Origin of the sequence: Thioclava sp. DLFJ5-1, assembly GCF_002020115.1 — a bacterium.
In the GTDB taxonomy this organism is placed as follows: Bacteria; Pseudomonadota; Alphaproteobacteria; order Rhodobacterales; family Rhodobacteraceae; genus Thioclava; species Thioclava sediminum.
In genome coordinates, this window is the sequence record NZ_MPZU01000001.1 from 1,012,366 (window position 1) to 1,028,786 (window position 16,421).

The 16,421-nt window shown below is 65.3% G+C and carries 18 protein-coding genes; 5 read left to right on the forward strand and 13 right to left on the reverse strand.

Annotated elements, in window-relative coordinates; all coding sequences use genetic code 11:
* Window positions 1-2: 2 nt before the first annotated feature.
* Both BMI86_RS04830 and BMI86_RS04835 read right to left on the reverse strand, forming a co-directional pair.
* Window positions 3-932: an ABC transporter permease gene (locus tag BMI86_RS04830; RefSeq protein WP_078539987.1), complete on the reverse strand. Its 930-nt coding sequence runs from the start codon at window positions 930-932 to the stop codon at window positions 3-5.
* Window positions 926-1,687, reverse strand: a complete 762-nt coding sequence (locus tag BMI86_RS04835) for an HAD family hydrolase (protein WP_078539988.1) — start codon at window positions 1,685-1,687, stop codon at window positions 926-928. Before BMI86_RS04835 ends, BMI86_RS04830 begins: the two co-directional genes overlap by 7 nt.
* Before the next feature lie 143 nt (window positions 1,688-1,830).
* Between BMI86_RS04835 and BMI86_RS04840 the strand changes: the two genes are divergently transcribed.
* On the forward strand, window positions 1,831-2,763 hold the full coding sequence (locus BMI86_RS04840; RefSeq protein ID WP_246831623.1) for a LysR family transcriptional regulator: 933 nt from the start codon (window positions 1,831-1,833) through the stop codon (window positions 2,761-2,763).
* A gap of 26 nt (window positions 2,764-2,789) precedes the next feature.
* On the opposite strand, the gene BMI86_RS04845 is transcribed toward BMI86_RS04840, so the two are convergent.
* From BMI86_RS04845 to BMI86_RS04870, 6 genes are all read right to left on the reverse strand, one after another.
* Window positions 2,790-3,755: an FAD:protein FMN transferase gene (locus tag BMI86_RS04845; protein ID WP_078539989.1), complete on the reverse strand. Its 966-nt coding sequence runs from the start codon at window positions 3,753-3,755 to the stop codon at window positions 2,790-2,792.
* Window positions 3,736-5,943: a PepSY domain-containing protein gene (locus tag BMI86_RS04850; RefSeq protein ID WP_078539990.1), complete on the reverse strand. Its 2,208-nt coding sequence runs from the start codon at window positions 5,941-5,943 to the stop codon at window positions 3,736-3,738. The genes BMI86_RS04845 and BMI86_RS04850 overlap by 20 nt, the downstream gene beginning before the upstream one ends.
* 11 nt (window positions 5,944-5,954) lie before the next feature.
* Window positions 5,955-6,425: a DUF2271 domain-containing protein gene (locus BMI86_RS04855; RefSeq protein WP_078539991.1), complete on the reverse strand. Its 471-nt coding sequence runs from the start codon at window positions 6,423-6,425 to the stop codon at window positions 5,955-5,957.
* A 39-nt stretch (window positions 6,426-6,464) separates the two neighbouring features.
* Window positions 6,465-6,866 (reverse strand): PepSY domain-containing protein, encoded by a 402-nt coding sequence (locus tag BMI86_RS04860; RefSeq protein WP_078539992.1) that lies wholly within the window; start codon window positions 6,864-6,866, stop codon window positions 6,465-6,467.
* 174 nt (window positions 6,867-7,040) lie between these two features.
* Entirely contained in the window at window positions 7,041-7,718 is a 678-nt protein-coding gene (locus BMI86_RS04865) for a cytochrome b/b6 domain-containing protein (RefSeq protein WP_078539993.1), read from the reverse strand.
* Entirely contained in the window at window positions 7,711-8,028 is a 318-nt protein-coding gene (locus tag BMI86_RS04870) for a PepSY domain-containing protein (protein WP_078539994.1), read from the reverse strand. The genes BMI86_RS04865 and BMI86_RS04870 overlap by 8 nt, the downstream gene beginning before the upstream one ends.
* A gap of 144 nt (window positions 8,029-8,172) precedes the next feature.
* Here BMI86_RS04870 and BMI86_RS04875 point away from each other — a divergent pair, with 144 nt between their 5' ends.
* The 3 genes from BMI86_RS04875 to BMI86_RS04885 all read left to right on the forward strand — a co-directional run bounded on the left by BMI86_RS04875 (window position 8,173) and on the right by BMI86_RS04885 (window position 11,215).
* Window positions 8,173-8,832 carry a response regulator transcription factor gene (locus tag BMI86_RS04875; protein WP_078539995.1) on the forward strand — a complete coding sequence of 220 codons (660 nt, stop codon included), beginning with the start codon at window positions 8,173-8,175 and terminating at the stop codon, window positions 8,830-8,832.
* Entirely contained in the window at window positions 8,829-10,169 is a 1,341-nt protein-coding gene (locus BMI86_RS04880; protein WP_078539996.1) for an ATP-binding protein, read from the forward strand. The genes BMI86_RS04875 and BMI86_RS04880 overlap by 4 nt, the downstream gene beginning before the upstream one ends.
* Window positions 10,170-10,243: 74 nt before the next feature.
* Window positions 10,244-11,215 (forward strand): NAD(P)-dependent alcohol dehydrogenase, encoded by a 972-nt coding sequence (locus BMI86_RS04885; RefSeq protein ID WP_246831624.1) that lies wholly within the window; start codon window positions 10,244-10,246, stop codon window positions 11,213-11,215.
* A gap of 2 nt (window positions 11,216-11,217) precedes the next feature.
* On the opposite strand, the gene BMI86_RS04890 is transcribed toward BMI86_RS04885, so the two are convergent.
* The 3 genes from BMI86_RS04890 to BMI86_RS04900 all read right to left on the reverse strand — a co-directional run bounded on the left by BMI86_RS04890 (window position 11,218) and on the right by BMI86_RS04900 (window position 12,866).
* Entirely contained in the window at window positions 11,218-12,174 is a 957-nt protein-coding gene (locus tag BMI86_RS04890; RefSeq protein WP_078539997.1) for an NAD(P)-dependent alcohol dehydrogenase, read from the reverse strand.
* Complete coding sequence (locus BMI86_RS04895) at window positions 12,171-12,359, reverse strand: hypothetical protein (RefSeq protein WP_078539998.1); 189 nt, start codon at window positions 12,357-12,359, stop codon at window positions 12,171-12,173. Before BMI86_RS04895 ends, BMI86_RS04890 begins: the two co-directional genes overlap by 4 nt.
* 207 nt (window positions 12,360-12,566) lie before the next feature.
* Window positions 12,567-12,866: a YjhX family toxin gene (locus BMI86_RS04900; RefSeq protein ID WP_348638947.1), complete on the reverse strand. Its 300-nt coding sequence runs from the start codon at window positions 12,864-12,866 to the stop codon at window positions 12,567-12,569.
* A 339-nt stretch (window positions 12,867-13,205) separates the two neighbouring features.
* Here BMI86_RS04900 and BMI86_RS04905 point away from each other — a divergent pair, with 339 nt between their 5' ends.
* Entirely contained in the window at window positions 13,206-14,015 is an 810-nt protein-coding gene (locus BMI86_RS04905; protein WP_078539999.1) for a M90 family metallopeptidase, read from the forward strand.
* Between the two features lie 132 nt (window positions 14,016-14,147).
* Here BMI86_RS04905 and BMI86_RS04910 read toward each other — a convergent pair whose 3' ends face one another.
* Entirely contained in the window at window positions 14,148-15,674 is a 1,527-nt protein-coding gene (locus BMI86_RS04910; protein ID WP_078540000.1) for a hypothetical protein, read from the reverse strand.
* Window positions 15,671-16,417: an FAD:protein FMN transferase gene (locus tag BMI86_RS04915; RefSeq protein ID WP_078540001.1), complete on the reverse strand. Its 747-nt coding sequence runs from the start codon at window positions 16,415-16,417 to the stop codon at window positions 15,671-15,673. The genes BMI86_RS04910 and BMI86_RS04915 overlap by 4 nt, the downstream gene beginning before the upstream one ends.
* Between the last annotated feature and the right edge of the window lie 4 nt (window positions 16,418-16,421).

The following is a 16,421-nucleotide window of genomic DNA, read 5'->3' on the forward strand; positions in this document are numbered from 1 at the left end:
GATCACCCTTTGAGTTGATGGCGCAGGCGCGGATCGGCCCAGGCATAGGCAAGGTCGATGGCGGCGTTGATGAGGATGACGGCGATGGCGACGGTGATGACCCCGAACTGGAGCACCGGGTAGTCGCGCCGGATCGCCGAGGAGACGAGCAGGTCGCCGATGCCGGGCCAGGCGAAGATCGATTCCACCACCACCGAGCCGGAGGCGGCGAGCCCCGCGATCTGAAGACCGATCACCGACAGCAGCGTGATCGAGGCGTTGCGCAAGCCGTGGCGCAGGATCACCGCACGCTCGGGCAGGCCCTTGGCGCGGGCCGTGCGCATGAAGTCCTGCCCCAGCACGTCGAGCATGGCGTTGCGGGTAAAGCGCGTGAGCGCCGCGATCAGCACGCCCGACATCGCCAGCGTCGGCATGATGAAATGCAAGGGCGTTCCATTGCCCACCACCGGCAGCCAGTTCAGCCAGTAGGCGAAGACCAAGACCATCACCACGGCGAGGATGAAGTTCGGCACCGCGTAGCCGAGGAAGGCCACGACCATCGCCGCGCTGCCCAGCCAGTGCTTGCGCCAGATCGCGGCGATCATGCCCAGCGGGAGCGACACGACGAGCGTGAGCCCGATCGCCGACAAGAGAAGCTGCGCCGAGGGCCACAACCGCTCCGCCACGATCTGGATGACCGGTCGGCGCTCGATGAAGGACAGGCCGAAATTCCCGTCGAGGAAGGCGCGCAGGAAGGCGAAATACTGGTCCCAGAGCGATCGGTCGAGCTCGTAATAGCGGATCAGGATCTCGCGGTCTTCTTGGGTCATGCCCTCGCCCGCGAGGAAATCGATGGCGTTCCCCGACAGGCGCGTGGCGAAGAACACGAGCGTGACGATGACGAAGAAGGTCAGCGCCATCCGGACGAGGGTGCGCAGGGTGTAGCTCAGCATGTCACGATCTCCTGGGCGAGGGTCACGCCGCCCGGCCGGGCGAGCAGGACGAACTCGACCCCGGCGGCGGCAGCCGCGCGGCCATCTGTTTCGGGCGTGTCGCCAAGGAAGACCGCCGCACCCGGCGCGACCCCGGCGCGCGACAGCGCGGCGTGAACCAGATCGGGGGCGGGCTTGGCGAGGCTCGACGCCGTCGCGGCGGGCACTGCGGCGCGTGCCGCGGCCCACAGGGCGCCGGTCTCGGGTCGGGGCGTGCCGTCAGGGCCGGGATGGAACGTGTCGGGATTGCTCAGGAGCACGGGCAGGCCCCGTGCGGCCATCGCGGTGAGTTCCGTCAGGTCGGCGAAGCTGAAACCGGTGTCGCGCGCCAGAAGCACCAGCTCGGGCTGCGCCCGGTCGGGCACAAGTCCCAGCTTGCGCGCCAGCGTGACAAGCGGTGGCGCGGCGAAGAGCGCGACGCGGGCTCCGGGGCGACGGCGCTGCAGATTGCGGAGCGTTTCCTCCCCCGCCAGCACCATGCGCTCGGCAGCTACCGCGAGTCCCATCAGCCCGAGCCGGGCCGAGAGGTGCTCGGCGGTGTCGGTGGAATTGTTCGAGACGACCCAAAGCCGCTCGCCGCAGCGCTCGATCAACTCGGGCACGCCGGGCAGCACGCGATCCCCAGCGATCAGACAGCCATCGAGATCGGCCAGAACCGCAGCACGTTCGGGGAGCGGCCCTGACAGGAACTCGGACAATCCGACAGGCTGGGTCATGGGCAAATCCTCTCCGTTCGGGGCCTCGGCCCCGTTCGCGCGATGCGCGTCTGTTAATGCGGTGATGGGGCGTCGCCCCGGACTGCTCACGGTTTGACGAGTTTCTGTGACGTGGATGTTACATCTGCAAGCTAAGCCGTCAGATGATGAAAGCTTCGGTTGGATCTTTGGCGAGCGCCCTGTCGCTTTCCCGCCTGCGCTCGGTGACTGCGGTCGCCGAGGAGGGCTCTTTTTCGGCCGCTGCGCGCCGGTTGGGGGTGTCGCATTCCGCAGTCGCGCAGCAGATTCGCGATCTCGAGACCGCCTTCGGCGTGCGGCTGTTCGACAAGCTCAACGGAACCCTCTGTGCCACACCGCTGTGCGAGCAGCTTTGCGATATCGGGGCCCGGATGCGCGAGGCCGAACATGACGCGCTGCGCATCCTCGAACGCCGGGGCCCGACCGGCAGGCGCAGGTTGCGCGTCGGTCTGGGCAATTCCATGCCGGGAATCGCGATCGTCCACCAGCTCCTGCGCCAGCACCCCTCGCTGACGGTCTCGGTGGAAAGCGGCTCGCATCAGGACATCCTCGCGGCCCTGCTGCGGCGCGAGGTGGATGTCGCGGTGCTGCCCGATCTGCCGAACGATCGCCGGTTCCGCACCGCGCGGGTGCTGTCGCAGGAGGTGGTGGGCATCGTCTCCGCCGACAGCCCGACCGGATTGCGTGACGAGGTCAGTCTGGAAGAATTGGCGCGGCTGCCGTTGATCTTCCGCTCGCAAGGGTCGTCGACCCAGAAGGTCGTCGATCGCGCTTTCCGCGCCACCGGCCTGTCCCCCGAGCCGCAGCTGATCGCCGACACCCGCGACGCCGTCTACGAGGCGGTGGCCTTGGGGATCGGCGTCGGCTTCATGTGGCGCTTCGGCACCTACCGCACCGATACGGTGCGCAGGCTTTTGATCCGCGACATCCGGTCGACGGTGGACGAGGTCGTGTTCGCGCTGAAGGACGAACGGAACGAGTTGATCGAACTGTTCTTCAACGCCGCCAGCCAAATCGATCCGACCGGGGCTGCTGGCGCGGAGATCATTCGAGAATAGGTGCGCCGACGCCCAAGCGACCTGGCCTAGACCGCCGCCGCGACGCTCTCGGGAAACAGATCGCCCGTTCCAAGGCTCTTCACGCTGCCATCGTCCTCGCGCATCAGGAACAGAGCGTCGAGGCCGCGTTTCTTGGCAACCTCCAACCCCTTGTCCGGGCCAAGCACCATGAGCGCGGTGGCCCAGCCGTCGGCCTCGGCGCAACTGCGCGCGACCACCGTCACGGAGGCAGGCGATGCCAGCAAGGGCGCGCCGCGCGCGCGATCCATCGTATGCGAGAGCCTGCGCGCGCCGAGGTCGATCCAGTGCCGATAATCGCCGGAGGTCGCGACCGATGCGTTCTCGAGCGCGAGGATCGAATGCGGCGTGCGGCGCAGCGGATCGGGGCTCTCGACCGCGATCGTCCAAGGGCTGCCATCGGGCCTGAGCCCCATGGCCCGCATTTCGCCGTCGATCCCGACGAGACCGGCTTCGATCCCCTGCGCGGCCAGCGTCTCGGCGAGGCGATCCACGCCGTAGCCTTTCGCGATCCCGTTCAGGTCCAGCACCACGGGGCCGCTCTTGCGTACCCGGTCGTGGTCGAGCTCGAGCCATTGATCTGCGGGCTGCCGCGGCACGCTCATCGCGGCGCGGATCGCCTCGGGTGTCGCATCGTCGAGACCGAAGCCCCACGCCGCAACCGCATCTCCGAGCCCGATATCGAACGCGCCGCCCGAGGCTTTGCCGATCTCGAGCCCGAGACGAAGCACTTCGGCCAAACGCCCGGGCACCTTCAACCATTCGCCTTCTGCAGCCGCGTTGAGCCGCATCAGGTCGCTGTCCGGTTTCCACGTGGACATCTGCGCATCGACTTCCGCAACCGCGGCCTGAAGCGCGGCTTGGATCGGCGCGGGATCGCGCTCGGGCGGTGCGAAGAACAGGGCGGTCCAGCGGGTGCCCATGGTCGCGCCGTGCAAAGCGTAGCGCAGCAGATCAGAAGATGTCTTCGACATAACGGCCCTCCGTTTTCAGCTTGGTCGCACTCAGGCCCGAAGCGGCGAGAATGTCATGCAGGGCATCGGCGACACCCGCCGCCATGTCCCGCCCGCCGCACACCATGATCCGCGCGCCGCTCTGCACGAGTCGGACCAATTCGGGAGCATCGGCGCGCATCGCATCCTGCACATAGCGCGGTCGCTGGCCGCGCGAGACCGAGGTCACGAGCCGCGATAGACGCCCTTCGTCCTTCCACCCGCCCATCTCCTGCGCATAGAGGAAATCGCTTTGCGGATCGCGCATCCCGAAGAAGAGGTGGATCGGGCGCCGTTGCTCGTTTTCGCGCACGAAACCCACCAGAGGGCCGATCCCCGTGCCCGCGCCGATCAGGATCAGCGGCGCGCGTGAATGGTCCGGCCGGAAGGCGGGATTGCGCCGGACGAAGGCACGGATGCTCTCGCCGGGTTCGAGCGCCGTCAGCTGCCCCGAGCACAACCCGCCGGGATGCTTCTTGACGACGATCTCCAGAAACCCGTCGCGGCGTGATGACGCGAGCGAATAGAGGCGCGGAGTCGGCGACCCTTCGGGCAAGATCCCGATCAGATCTCCTGCGGCAAACCGCGTGAAGCCCGCCCCCGTCAGCCGCTGCCAAAACGTGGCGCGCGGCAGCGAAAAGCGCAGGATCGACGTCGGCGCCTGCACGTCGGCCCCATAATCGCGCCGCGACTGGAGCGTGAGTTCGGTCGTGGCAGGGGGCGTCGGTTGGTGGTGCAGATCGAGCGCGATCCCGAGCGCCACACCCAACGCCTGCCCCCAGCGCGCGAAGGCCTGCGGCGACTGCCGGTCGATCGTGTCATAGGGCAGAAGAACCGGCCACCCCTTCGCCTCCACGGTGTCGGCAATCGTCTGGGCGTAGGCGCAATAGGCAGGGAAACTCCGGTCCCCGAAACCGAGCACGGCAATCGGGATGTCCTGAGCATCGGAACAGGCGTCGAGTTTCGTCAGGAAACCTTTCGCGGAACTGGGCTCCGCCCCGTCGCCATAAGTGGCCGCGAGCATGATGATCCGATCGGCCCGGGCGTAGCGCTCGGGTGCGAAGGACGACATCGGCGCGATATGAACACTCTGGCCCGCGGCACGGAGCGCCGCATGCAGGGTCGCGGCGAAACCCCAAGTGCTGCCGCTTTCGCTGCCGACGAGGAGGATCGTCTCCGCGCGCGCAGCTGGCTGGTTGTCCCGGATGCGCGGGCGGCCGCGCCGACCCGCGAGCCAGATCGTCAGGCCAGTGAGACCCATTACCGGCACGCCCAGCGCCATGAGACCCAGCACCGCGCCAAGCAGCGCAGCGCCCTGCCCCGTATGCAGCATGTAGATGGTCTCAGTAATGCGTTGCCATGCGGTCAGGTCCGCCCAAGCAAGCACCGCGCCGGTGCCCTGATCGAGATAGCCGGTGCCGCGATCGGTCTTCAGCGTGAAAACATCGGTGGCATCGCCGTCATAGGGGAAGCTCAGGCTCCGTAGTTCCGTGACCGGTGTGTCGCTCAGCATCGCAAGACCGGCAAGCGGCACGTCTGTTTGGCCGCTCACCTCTGCAGGAACGCCGAGCGAGGGCCCGCCATCGGGGATCAGCTCGAAGGTCGAGGCCGTCATCCACAAAGACGCGGCGGAGGAGAGAAGCAGGCCGATCACCGCGACGCGCGCGATCTCGACGTGGAGCCGACCGGCGAGCGGCCCGCGCAAACGCGAGAACCAGTTCCGCCAGCCGCCAACTCGCCGCGCCACGAGCAGGACGCCGGAGACCGAGAGCACCAGCATCGCGACGGAGCCCAGCGCGCTTGCGACGCGGCCGGGATCGCCGAGAAAGAGGGAGCGGTGAAGGTTGGTCAGCCAACGCTGAAAGGCATTCGGATCAGCCGATGCGACGCCGCGGCCCGTGGTGGGATCGATCACCGCCGCGCCGGGCTGTCCGGCTTCGAACCAATAGGCCGTGATCTGCCCCGAGGGTGCGCGCCGGATCTGTTCGAGACCCGGATAGATCGTCTGGATGCGCTCGGCGAGGGTCGCGACGCTGAGCTCCGCCCCCGCCTGCGGTGCCGCGATCCGCTCCGCAACCGGAAAGACCGCGAGCACCGCGCCGCTGAGCGCCAGCACCGTTACAAGCGCCAGGGCGATCAGCCCCGGCCAGCGATGAAACGCGCGGATCATGGGCTGTGACCTCACATGTCGTAGGTGAAATCGGCGACGTAGCGACGCCCCGGAACCGGCGTGCCCGCGCCCTCGGTCGTCAGCGGCACGGCGACCTCGTTGGGGCTGTCGCGCATGTCCTCGACCGCGGCGTCGATATGCAGCGTATAGCCCGCATCGAAGAGCGCATCCGCAAGATCGAGCGTGATCTCGAGCGTCCGGCCCGCCCCGACGCTCGCGCCGGTGATGCCGTTGATCTGCGCGGGATCACCCCCGGTCGCGCGATACCAGTCGTTGAGATGCTCGTAATATTTGGACTTGCCGCCCGCCATCCAGAGGCTGCCCGCATAGGCGCCCGACGGATCGGTGACATAGAGCGCGAGATAAGCGCCGTCGCCGCCGTAGTTGTTCAGCGTGGTCTTGAGCGTGACGGGCTGTGCGGATGCAAGCGCGGGAATGGTCAGCGCCGTGCTCAGCGCCAATGTTGCAAGAAGAGACTTCATTTCGGGAATCCTTGTTTTTGGGAGGAATGCGGCGGCGGCTCAGTTCACCTGAACCTTGGGCGGAGCACCGTCACCGAAGAGGCCGTTTTTCGGCGGGGCGACCGTGCCGGCGGGGGCCGGGTTGCGCGCCGATGCGCCGTAGTCGTCATCATCGTCTTCGTCCTCGTCATCGTCGTCATAGTCCGACGTGATGAGGCGCTGCGTCGCTGGATCGATCTTGGCTTCGATTTTCCGCCCGTCGCGGTCGCGGCCCTCGATCTCGTATCGGCCGTCTTCCATCTCGATTTCGTGGACAGTCCAGCCGTTCTCGCGCGCGATCTGCATCACTGCGTCGCGGGACATTCCTTCGCCGCGCGAAGACTTTCTGTAGTCGTCGTCGGCCAGAGCCATCCCCGCAGGCAGCAGGGCGATGAGGGGAAGTGCGGTCAGGATCTTTCGCATGGCAGGGTCTCCTTTTTCATCTGCTACCGACAATCTGGGCAGCGGACCTGAGCGCTTCCTGACGGGCGGACAGTTTCCGCTTCAGCTTCGCGTCAGGAAAAAGGCCCGGCCTTGTGAGGGCGGGGCCAGGTGAGGCCGCGGGACAAACGGCCTTGGCGATGTGATCGGGAACGGTCAAGCGATATCGCCGGGCTCAGGCCCACGCTTGTCGCCGGTCAGCATCGACCGCGCGAGGTTTTCGCGATGGCGGAAGGAGGCCAGAACCACACCGGCGACATGCAGTGCCACGAGCAGCAGGACCAGATTGGCGAGAACCTCGTGCAGTTCTTCCAGCGCCTCGTTGCCTTCGCCTTCTCCGCCCTCGCCATATTCACCGTATTCGCCATCCTCGTCCGCGAAGGCCGGGGTCACGATCTGCGGCAGCGCGGGAAGCATCGCCACGCGGGTAGGTTCCGCCATCAGCCAGCCGGTAAAGGCAGTGCCCGACAGCGAGATCAGCAGCGCCACGATCATCAGCGCCCCCGCAGGGTTGTGGCCGAGATAGCGACGCTCTTTGCCGCGCAGCATGTCGCCAAGATAGGACAGCGTCTGCCCCGGCCCTCTGAGGAACTGGGTGAACCGGGCATAGCGCCCGCCCACGAGCCCCCAAACCAGCCGGAACGCGACCAGCCCGGCGACGGTGTAGCCTGCGATCTCATGCACCGGCTGCAATTCGTCGGCCGTGAACCAAGCCGTGGCAAAAGCCGCGACGAGGCCCCAGTGGAAAATCCGCACCAGCGGATCCCAGACCCGCACCTTGCCTCCGGAGCTACCGCCGGAATTCGTCGTGTCGTGAAATGCTGCGTCAGTCATGTTTGTCTCCTTCACGATCTTCGCGGGACCGACCATGTTCGTCGCCTTCATATTCGACCTCGAGAATCTGGAGCGTCGACGGATGAACCGTCACTTCGAGTTTGCGGCCCTGCGCGTCAGTGCCGTCGATCTCGTAGCAGCCGTCATCGATCTTGATGCGGCGCACCGTCCAGCCGTTCTCTTCGGCGAGTTGGGCCACGGCATCGCGCGGCTGCCAATCCGCCATCGGCACGAAACAGTCGTCATCGGCCAGAGCCATTCCAGCCGGAAGCGCCGCGAGAAAGGCGAGAATTGTCACTGTCTTCTTCATGGGCCAAACTCCTGTTCGCGGCCAACTCTGCACCTTTCATGGGCGATCAATCTGACGGGAACCTGAAGCCGCATCGCGCGCAGCGTCAGCTTGGTGTCAGCCGGGCAGGTGAAGACTGGGCAACGGATAAGAGATGGGACCAACATGCGCATCCTGCTGATCGAGGACGACACTATTCTGGGCACCGCGGTGCGCGACCAGATCGCGAGCGACGGCCACTCGGTGGACTGGGTCACGCGTCTCGACGAGGCGGGCGCGTCGGTCCGCAGCACCGGCTATGATCTCGTCCTGCTCGATCTCATGCTTCCCGACGGCCGCGGCATCGGCTTTCTGAAGTCGCTGCGCAGCGGGGGCGATGTGACCCCCGTGATCATCATGACCGCGCTCGATCAGGTCTCGGACCGGATCGAGGGGCTGAACGCGGGCGCCGACGACTATCTGGTGAAGCCCTTCGACCTCGCCGAACTCTCCGCGCGCATCGGGTCGGTCGCGCGGCGCTACAGCGGCAATCCGAACCCCATCGTGAGCCATGCCGGACTCGAGATCGACCTCGCCGCGCGCAGCATCCTGCGAGACGGCAAGCCCGTGCAACTGACCGCGCGCGAATGGGCCCTGTTCGAGGCGTTCCTCTCGCGCCCCGGCCAATTGCTATCCAAAGCCCAGCTCGAAGAGAAGCTCTACGCCTTCGATGCGGAGGTGGAGAGCAACACGATCGAGGTCCATGTCAGCCGCCTGCGCAAGAAACTCGGCGCCCATGTGATCGAGACCGAACGCGGCCTCGGCTACAGGCTGGGCAAGGCATGAGATTGCCGCGAAGCCTTCAGGCCCGTCTGGGGCTTTCGCTCGGGGTCGTTCTGGCGCTGATGTGGATTGCTGCGGCGACGGTCACCGCGCTGATCGTGCGCAAGGAGATGAGCGAGGTCTTCGACTCCACGCTTCAGGAAACGGCGCAGAGGATCCTGCCCCTCGCGGTCATGGATATCGTGAACCGCGACGGCAACAACACGACACAGCGACTTGCAAGGCTGCGCAACCACGAGGAATTCTTCACCTATATCGTGCGGGACGCGGAGGGGCACATTCTTCTGCAGTCTCACGCGGCCGATCCGTCCGTCTTCCCCGCCTATGACGGCCGGGGGTTCAGCCAGACGACCACCCACCGGCTCTATAGCGATGCCGCCCTTCAGGACACGATCCGGATCACCGTCGCGGAACCGCTCGCGCATCGGGCGAAGGTCGCGCGAGAGGTAGAGCTTGGCCTCGGTCTGCCGCTGCTGATCGTGATCCCGCTCGCCTTCGCGGCGGTCGTGCTGGCGGTGCGGACCAATCTCGGGCCGCTGCGGCGGTTCCGAACCAGTCTAGAGGCGCGCAACGCTCGCGATCTCACCCCCATTCCGACCGACGATCTGCAGACCGAAATCTCCCCGGTCGCCGCCACGCTCAACAATCTTCTGGGGCGGTTGCGCGAAGGGATCGAGGCCGAGCGAAGCTTCGCCTCCAACGCCGCGCATGAATTGCGCACGCCCCTTGCGGGCGCCATCGCGCAGACACAGCGTCTGAGCGCGGAAACCACCGACCCTGTCGCGAAGACACGCGCGGCCGATATCGAGGCGACGCTCAAACGTCTCACGCGGCTCTCGGAACGGCTGCTGCAACTCGCCCGCGCGGAAGGCGGGCCTTTGCGGCTGGAGCGCAGCTCGGACCTGCGCGTCGCCGCCCGCCTGATCGTCGAAGACCTCGCGCGCGGCTTCGATCCCGGGCGTATCGCTCTGGAGCTGCCGGAGACGCCTGTCATCTCGGATCTCGACCCCGATGCTTTCGGTATCCTGTGCCGGAACCTGATCGAGAACGCGCTGAAGCATGGGGCGCAAGACGAACCGGTTTCGGTGCGCCTGACTGCGGAGGGCGTCTTCACCGTGACGAATGCCGGGCCTGTCATTCCGCAGGAGACGCTCGCGCGCCTGACCGCGCGGTTCGAGCGCGCCGGCAGCACGAATGACGGCAGCGGATTGGGCCTCGCCATCGTCGCCGTCATCGCGGAGCGGATCGGAAGCCCGCTCTCGCTGACATCGCCGCCGAGCGGTCGCGACTCTGGCCTTGAGGTCAGCTTGCAGCTGCCGCTGAGTGCAGCGGCGTCCTGACGAGCCGCGCGGTTCCGAAACCCGTCTTGTTCAGCGTCACTTGCCGGACCTCGTTCGGCTGATAGTCTGGAAAAATGACCGACGCGGACACGATGACTGCGGTGCTTTGCGACCGCTATGGGGCGCCTGACACGCTTTGGCTGGACGAAGTCCCCATCCCGGCGCCCGCGCCGGGCGAAATCCGGGTGCGCGTGCATGCCGGAACCGTGAACCGGACCGACACGGCCACGCTGCGCGGCCATCCCTTCTTCGCGCGGGCGATGACGGGGCTCTTGCGGCCGAAGATGCCCACGCTCGGGATGGATTTCGCCGGCGTGGTCGACGCCTTGGGCGATGGCGTGAGTGCGTTCCGGCCCGGGGAGCGGGTCTTCGGCCTGTCGCCCGAGCGGTTCGGCGCCCATGCCCAATATCTCTGCCTGCCCGCCGATGGACCGTTGGCGCGGATCCCGGGCGATCTCGCCTTCGACGAGGCTGTGGTGGGCGAAGGCGCCTGGTATGCCGACGCGACCACCAGCCTGCTGTCCGAGGGCGCCCGCTGCCTGATCTACGGTGCCTCCGGCGCCATCGGCTCGGCGGCGGTTCAACTTGCCAAGGTGCGCGGAGCGCATGTCACGGCGGTCGTCGGAACCCGTCACCTCGAATTGGCCCAGAGCCTGGGGGCCGACAGGGTGGTGAATTACGAGACCGAGGATTTCACCGCGATCGGCGAGCGCTTCGACCTCGTCATCGACGCGGTGGGCAAGACCTCGTGGCGCGCCTGCCGCCCGCTACTGACACCCGAAGGCATCTTTACGGCGACCGATCTGGGCCCCGGCTGGTCGCACCTGTTCCTCTCCGGCTGGTGCGCACTCACCGTCAGCAAGCGCGTGCGGCTCCCCTTTCCCGAGAATGCCCCAGGCTTCGTGCGACGCCTCGCCGGGCTGATGGCCGAGGGGCGGTTCCGGGGCGTCTTCGACCGGCGCTATCGGCTGGACGAGATCGTCGAGGCCTTCCGCTATGTCGAGGCGGGGCAGAAGACCGGGATCGTCAGGATCGACATCCCCTAGGATCAGGACGGGCGGATCACGATCTTGCCCCTGACCTCGCCATGGCCGGTGCGCGCCAGTGCCTCCGGCAGCTCGGCCAGCGGCAGTTCCGCCTCCAGATGCGGCGCGATCCGCCCCGCCTGTGCCAGCGCCGCCACGCGCGCGGTCAGTTCACGCCCCGAGGGCACCATCAGCATTCCGATCGATTTGTGCCGCCCCCGGTAGATCGCCCCACCGAGCAGGAGCGACAAGAGCACGCGCACCTCGCCGCCGACCGCCCGGTAGATGCCGCCCGGCGCGAGCGCCTTCGCGATGCGGCGAGGCCCGCGCGTCGCCACCATATCGAGGATGCGATCCCAGGTGGCCCCGGTCTCAGCGAAGTCCTGCGCGCGATAGTCGATCACCTCGTCGGCACCGAGCGCGCGCAGCCAGTCGACCTTGCCGCCATTGTCGACAGCGCTCACGAAGGCCCCCGCCTGCTTCGCCAGTTGCAGCGCCATCGTGCCCGAACCACCCCCGGCCCCGTTGATCAGCAGCCTGTCCCCTGCCGTGACATTTTCGGTCCCGGCGACGGCGATGCCGCCCGCCTGCGGCAGGCAGGCGGCGACCGCGTCGGACAGGCTGTCGGGCACCTTCACCATCAGTTCAGAGGGCACGCAGACAAATTCGGCGAAGCCGCCGCGGGTCATGACGACGTCTCCCATGACCCGGTCACCGATCGCGAAGCCGGACGTGCCGGGACCGAGCTTGTCGACGATCCCCACGACATCCGAACCCAGCACCGGTTGCTTCGGTCGCCAGTACCCGCCGACCATTCGCGCGTAGAACGGCGCGCCCGTGAGATATTCCCAATCCGACAGGTTCACCGCGCAGGCGCTTACCCGGAGCCGAAGCTGGCCCTTGCCCGGCTCGGGCACCGGCAGGTCCGCAAGCCGCAACTGCTCGGCCCCGCCGTAGCGGTGATAGGTCATGGCCTTCATTTGCCGGGTCCGGGAGGATCGGTGAACACACGGATCAGCATCGTGCCGACGATCCAGACCCCCAAGGTCCAGACGATGGTGGCGCCGGGGCTCAGGTAGCCGCCGACAAATCCGGCAATCGCGATCACCACGCCGATTGCGCCGACCAGTCCGACCAGTTCTTTTCTCTTCTGTCGCAAGCCCATCGGTCTCTCCCCCTATTCATGCAAATCCTAGTCGATTCGCGCGCGACGCCCAAAGATCACGGCACCCAAGCCGAACGGCCCGACAAGCCCGACCGACAATCAGCCGAGCCAGTCGCCGAAGCGCCTATAGAGCACCCTGATCCCTTTCATGGGCACGTCGACCGTCATAGCGGATTGTCGTTTGCATCATCATGCTCCTCCGGTTTGTCATCGTTGATTGAGCTGCGCGCGCACGGCTTTGATGCCTTGCCGCGATACGCGATAAGGCTGGCCGTTCTGCGAGCGGATGAAGCGCCGTTTTCTCAGGCGCATAAACACGTCGAGCGTGCAGTCCGAAAGGACGTAACCGTCGCGCGTGTAACAGGTGATGGCGCGTATCTTGCCGCCCTCGCCTCTTTCATGGTGGATTGCTCCGCCAAGGGCGAGTTCATGCAAAACACGCTGTTCGTGCTTTGAGATATTCAAGGGATTGGTCTCGATTTTATGAGAGTGCAGAAACAGAGACACTCAGCGCTGCGCGTGAGTGTTCTTTTGGTTCTGGCGTTCCCGCATCACTTGATCGGGAACGGGCTTATGCCCGGGGCTCTTGCATAAAATCTCCATCGCATGAGGTCTCTGCCTCATACCTGTTGGACAGTTAGGCACGGACGCAGAGCACAACAAGTCCCCTGCGACATCTCTGCGCGATCAAAGCAGTGGCGTTGCAGAAATGCGGGCGTTCATGTCCCTTTGCAGAAGCTCTCGCGCCCAGCATTCTGATAAAGAGACGCAGCGGCCACGCCGGTTGCATTGTCCTCAACGACTATCTACGCCATCACATACACCAGCCCAGATTGGACAGCGGTAATGCCGATTTTCCTGATCCTCATGGTCATTGTCGCAGGCGCCGTTGGAGCGTTCTTCTGGCTCAAGCGGCACAAGCGAGCCCAACTCCTGACGACCGCGCTGCCGGAGCGTCAGCGTCGCATCGTGAAGCAGCAGGTTCCGTTGATCCGAAGACTGCCGGACGACCTGCAAGCTCGGCTCGACGGCAAGATCAGCCTGTTTCTGGATCAGGTCGAATTCCTCGGCTGCAATGGGTTGGAAGTGACCGAGGAAATGCGGCTCTCCATCGCCGCCCAAGCCTGTCTTCTCGTCGTGAATTCAGACAGCTGGTACGATCACCTTCGCACCATCCTGATCTATCCCGGGGCCTTCAAGTCCAGACAAGCTCAGCGCAGCGGCTATGTTCTGACGGAACGCGAAACCATCCGGACCGGGGAGAGCTGGGCGCGCGGCCCGGTCGTTCTGTCTTGGAAGCACACCCGGTGGGGCGCCTCCAACGATCATGACGGCCACAACGTCGTCCTGCATGAGTTCGCCCACCAACTCGACGATCTTTCAGGTCACACGGACGGCATTCCGGTGCTGAGCAAAGAGCAGAGCTTCGCGGGCTGGGCAATGCCATTCGCCGAGGCCTACGAGCGTCATGTTCAGCACGTCAGACACGGGCGGCGCACCGTGATCGACGCCTATGGCGCCGAGGGGCCGGAGGAGTTCTTCGCGGTCCTTGTCGAGGCCTTCTTCGAGCGACCGGCAGAGCTGAAACACGCCGAACCTGCGGTCTATGAACAGCTGTCGATACTCTTTCAGCTTGAGCCATCGACATGGGGCTGATGGACCGGGGCGCAGGCTCGTCCCCGTGACCTTCCGGCCTGCACCAGAAGATCCGGCATCCACCGGCTCATCCCGCTCTCATCGAGGCTTTCAGCACAGCGCGGCATACACTCCAGAACGAGGCCGCCGTCATCACAGCCCGGCAAAGGCGTCGGTGTGAATCCATCTGCGACGGACCCCACATTTGCGCAACATCTTCAGAAACCCGGAGACCATGGTGCTCGCGCCGGAAACATAGACGCGCCGTTCGTCCAGATCGGGAACGCATTCGCGCAAGTTCGTCTCGTCCATCCGGCCCTGCACCAGCGTCACATCGTCATATATGGCGGAGCCGAGTTCTCCGGACACCGCATAGACCACCTTCATCCCCAACTCGTTGCGCGCGCGCGTCAGCAGCTCTCGATAGGCGATCTCGTCGGCTGACCTGTTCGCATAGACCAGAACGATATCGCGTTTCTCACCGCGTTCGAGGAGGTCGGCGATCATGCTGCGAAACGGGGTAATTCCAATTCCGCCCGCGATGAACAGAAGCTTCTTCTCGCGCTGCCGCGGCAGGACGAAGGTGCCCGCGATCTGCGAGCCGTAAATCGTGTCGCCTTCCTGCATCCGCAAAAGCCCCCGCTTGAACGCGCTGCCCTGAGGGTTGAACTTGACGCCGACCCGCACGGCTGAGGCCCCGGGCGCGGAGGCGATGGTGAAGGGCCTGCGGTTGCCGCGCTTGTCCGACCCCGACAGCCCCAGCGTCCAGTCGAGATACTGGCCCGCCCGGAATTTCAGGGCGCGATCCGACTGGAAGACGAATTCGTAGCAGTTCGCGGCGATCTCCTCGACACCGATCAGCTTCATCTTGAACCGACCTTTGGGGCTGGCGGCCCAGGCGTAGATATTCGCCACGAGGAAGGCCATTTCGGGGGAGAAGTACATCGTCCCGATATGGATGTTCGAGGAAGACAGAACCCCGACGATGGCGGCGTAGACATGCCGCGACCAGCGACCATGCGCGGCCGTCAGCGGTTCCGTCAGCATCGCGAAGCCCGCGAAGAACAGCGGCGAATAGAGGAGCGTCTGTTGCAGCGCCATTCCCATCATGTCCGGCGGAGTCGTCAGCAGAACGGCGGCAAGGTTGGACAGGATGTAGACCGCGATCATGCCAAGGCGTTCGATCTTGTAGGCGACGAGCAGCCCTCCGAGGATCACCAGAGGCAACAGCTGCGGCGTGCCCCCGACCCACCACAAGGCCGGGGTGTTGAGCGCTAGCCCCGCGACGACCGCGCCGATCGCCACCGGATTGAAGATGTGCTTATGCCCGATCGTCAGGATGAATTTCGACGCGATCGCTGCGACCGATGCGAGCACAATCGCGGCCAGTGTCATCGGATCGGCGAAATCCGCTGGCGGCATGATGAGCGCGAGGATCAGGGCCGTGATATGAACGGATTCCGCGTTCGTCGGCAGCTTCAGAAAAAAGCTGAAGAGCCGGTTCGTCGCCCAGGCGCTCGCGACAGACAGCACGAGCGACACGACAAGCCCGACAGGGTCGAGGAAGGCCGCTCCCATCATGCCGACCGCAACCCCGCCCAGAAACAAGATCCCGAGGTAATAGACCATCAATCGATACATGGTGACGCCATTCAGCGAACGCCTGATCAGTTTCATCATGAGAAGACAAACTCCTTGAAACCGGTCGTTTGCACGGCCGTTCCATCCTGGTGGATTTGGTAGGCTTCGAGGCCATCAAGGGCTTCGATGTAGTAGATGCCCTTGTCGCCCATCGCGAAGGCCGCCGTGGCGTGTAGGTCCGCGACGAGAATGTCCTCTGCGATCACGGTTATGCTGACGGGGCCTTCGATGCGGCGGGTTCGGTCATGCGGGTCATAGATATGATCGCCACGGACGTAGTTGCCCGACGTCGCCACGCCCTGCCCCCTTGGCGTGATCGCCTTGACGATCTGGCGCGGATCGAAGGGATTGCGAATACCGATCGACCACTCCCGGTCGCGCGCATCGCGCCCGCCGACCTGAATGTCTCCGCCCGCATCGATGCAGAAATTCCCGAACCCGTCCCTCTCGAGCAGTTGGGCCGCACCGAGGATCGCCCATCCTTTCACGACACCGGAGGGATCGATGGTTCCATCCTCGCGCCTAATGTCGAAATACCCGTCCGTGATCTCTTGCATGTCATGCGCGATCTTCAGGACGTCGTGCATCTGGGAACTGAGCGCGGGTTCGTCGATCTCGCCCGAATTGAAGCGCGAAACTTCGCTGTCAGGGCGGAAGGGACTGAAGCGTTTATCCGCGTCATTGAAGACGTCAAACACTCTTTCGTGAATGTCTGCGCCCTCGGAATTCGGGATGTCGAGCGTGATCGGCATTCCCATGATGATCCGCGTCTCGACGGTCATGGCC

What these genes read in the sequence shown, in the direction of transcription:
- BMI86_RS04830 (WP_078539987.1), bottom strand. Translation starts at nt 932, where the DNA reads ATGCTGAGCTACACCCTGCGCACCCTCGTCCGGATGGCGCTGACCTTC.
- BMI86_RS04835 (WP_078539988.1), bottom strand. Translation starts at nt 1,687, where the DNA reads ATGACCCAGCCTGTCGGATTGTCCGAGTTCCTGTCAGGGCCGCTCCCC.
- BMI86_RS04840 (WP_246831623.1), top strand. Translation starts at nt 1,831, where the DNA reads ATGATGAAAGCTTCGGTTGGATCTTTGGCGAGCGCCCTGTCGCTTTCC.
- BMI86_RS04845 (WP_078539989.1), bottom strand. Translation starts at nt 3,755, where the DNA reads ATGTCGAAGACATCTTCTGATCTGCTGCGCTACGCTTTGCACGGCGCG.
- BMI86_RS04850 (WP_078539990.1), bottom strand. Translation starts at nt 5,943, where the DNA reads ATGATCCGCGCGTTTCATCGCTGGCCGGGGCTGATCGCCCTGGCGCTT.
- BMI86_RS04855 (WP_078539991.1), bottom strand. Translation starts at nt 6,425, where the DNA reads ATGAAGTCTCTTCTTGCAACATTGGCGCTGAGCACGGCGCTGACCATT.
- BMI86_RS04860 (WP_078539992.1), bottom strand. Translation starts at nt 6,866, where the DNA reads ATGCGAAAGATCCTGACCGCACTTCCCCTCATCGCCCTGCTGCCTGCG.
- BMI86_RS04865 (WP_078539993.1), bottom strand. Translation starts at nt 7,718, where the DNA reads ATGACTGACGCAGCATTTCACGACACGACGAATTCCGGCGGTAGCTCC.
- BMI86_RS04870 (WP_078539994.1), bottom strand. Translation starts at nt 8,028, where the DNA reads ATGAAGAAGACAGTGACAATTCTCGCCTTTCTCGCGGCGCTTCCGGCT.
- BMI86_RS04875 (WP_078539995.1), top strand. Translation starts at nt 8,173, where the DNA reads ATGCGCATCCTGCTGATCGAGGACGACACTATTCTGGGCACCGCGGTG.
- BMI86_RS04880 (WP_078539996.1), top strand. Translation starts at nt 8,829, where the DNA reads ATGAGATTGCCGCGAAGCCTTCAGGCCCGTCTGGGGCTTTCGCTCGGG.
- BMI86_RS04885 (WP_246831624.1), top strand. Translation starts at nt 10,244, where the DNA reads ATGACCGACGCGGACACGATGACTGCGGTGCTTTGCGACCGCTATGGG.
- BMI86_RS04890 (WP_078539997.1), bottom strand. Translation starts at nt 12,174, where the DNA reads ATGAAGGCCATGACCTATCACCGCTACGGCGGGGCCGAGCAGTTGCGG.
- BMI86_RS04895 (WP_078539998.1), bottom strand. Translation starts at nt 12,359, where the DNA reads ATGGGCTTGCGACAGAAGAGAAAAGAACTGGTCGGACTGGTCGGCGCA.
- BMI86_RS04905 (WP_078539999.1), top strand. Translation starts at nt 13,206, where the DNA reads ATGCCGATTTTCCTGATCCTCATGGTCATTGTCGCAGGCGCCGTTGGA.
- BMI86_RS04910 (WP_078540000.1), bottom strand. Translation starts at nt 15,674, where the DNA reads ATGATGAAACTGATCAGGCGTTCGCTGAATGGCGTCACCATGTATCGA.
- BMI86_RS04915 (WP_078540001.1), bottom strand. Translation starts at nt 16,417, where the DNA reads ATGACCGTCGAGACGCGGATCATCATGGGAATGCCGATCACGCTCGAC.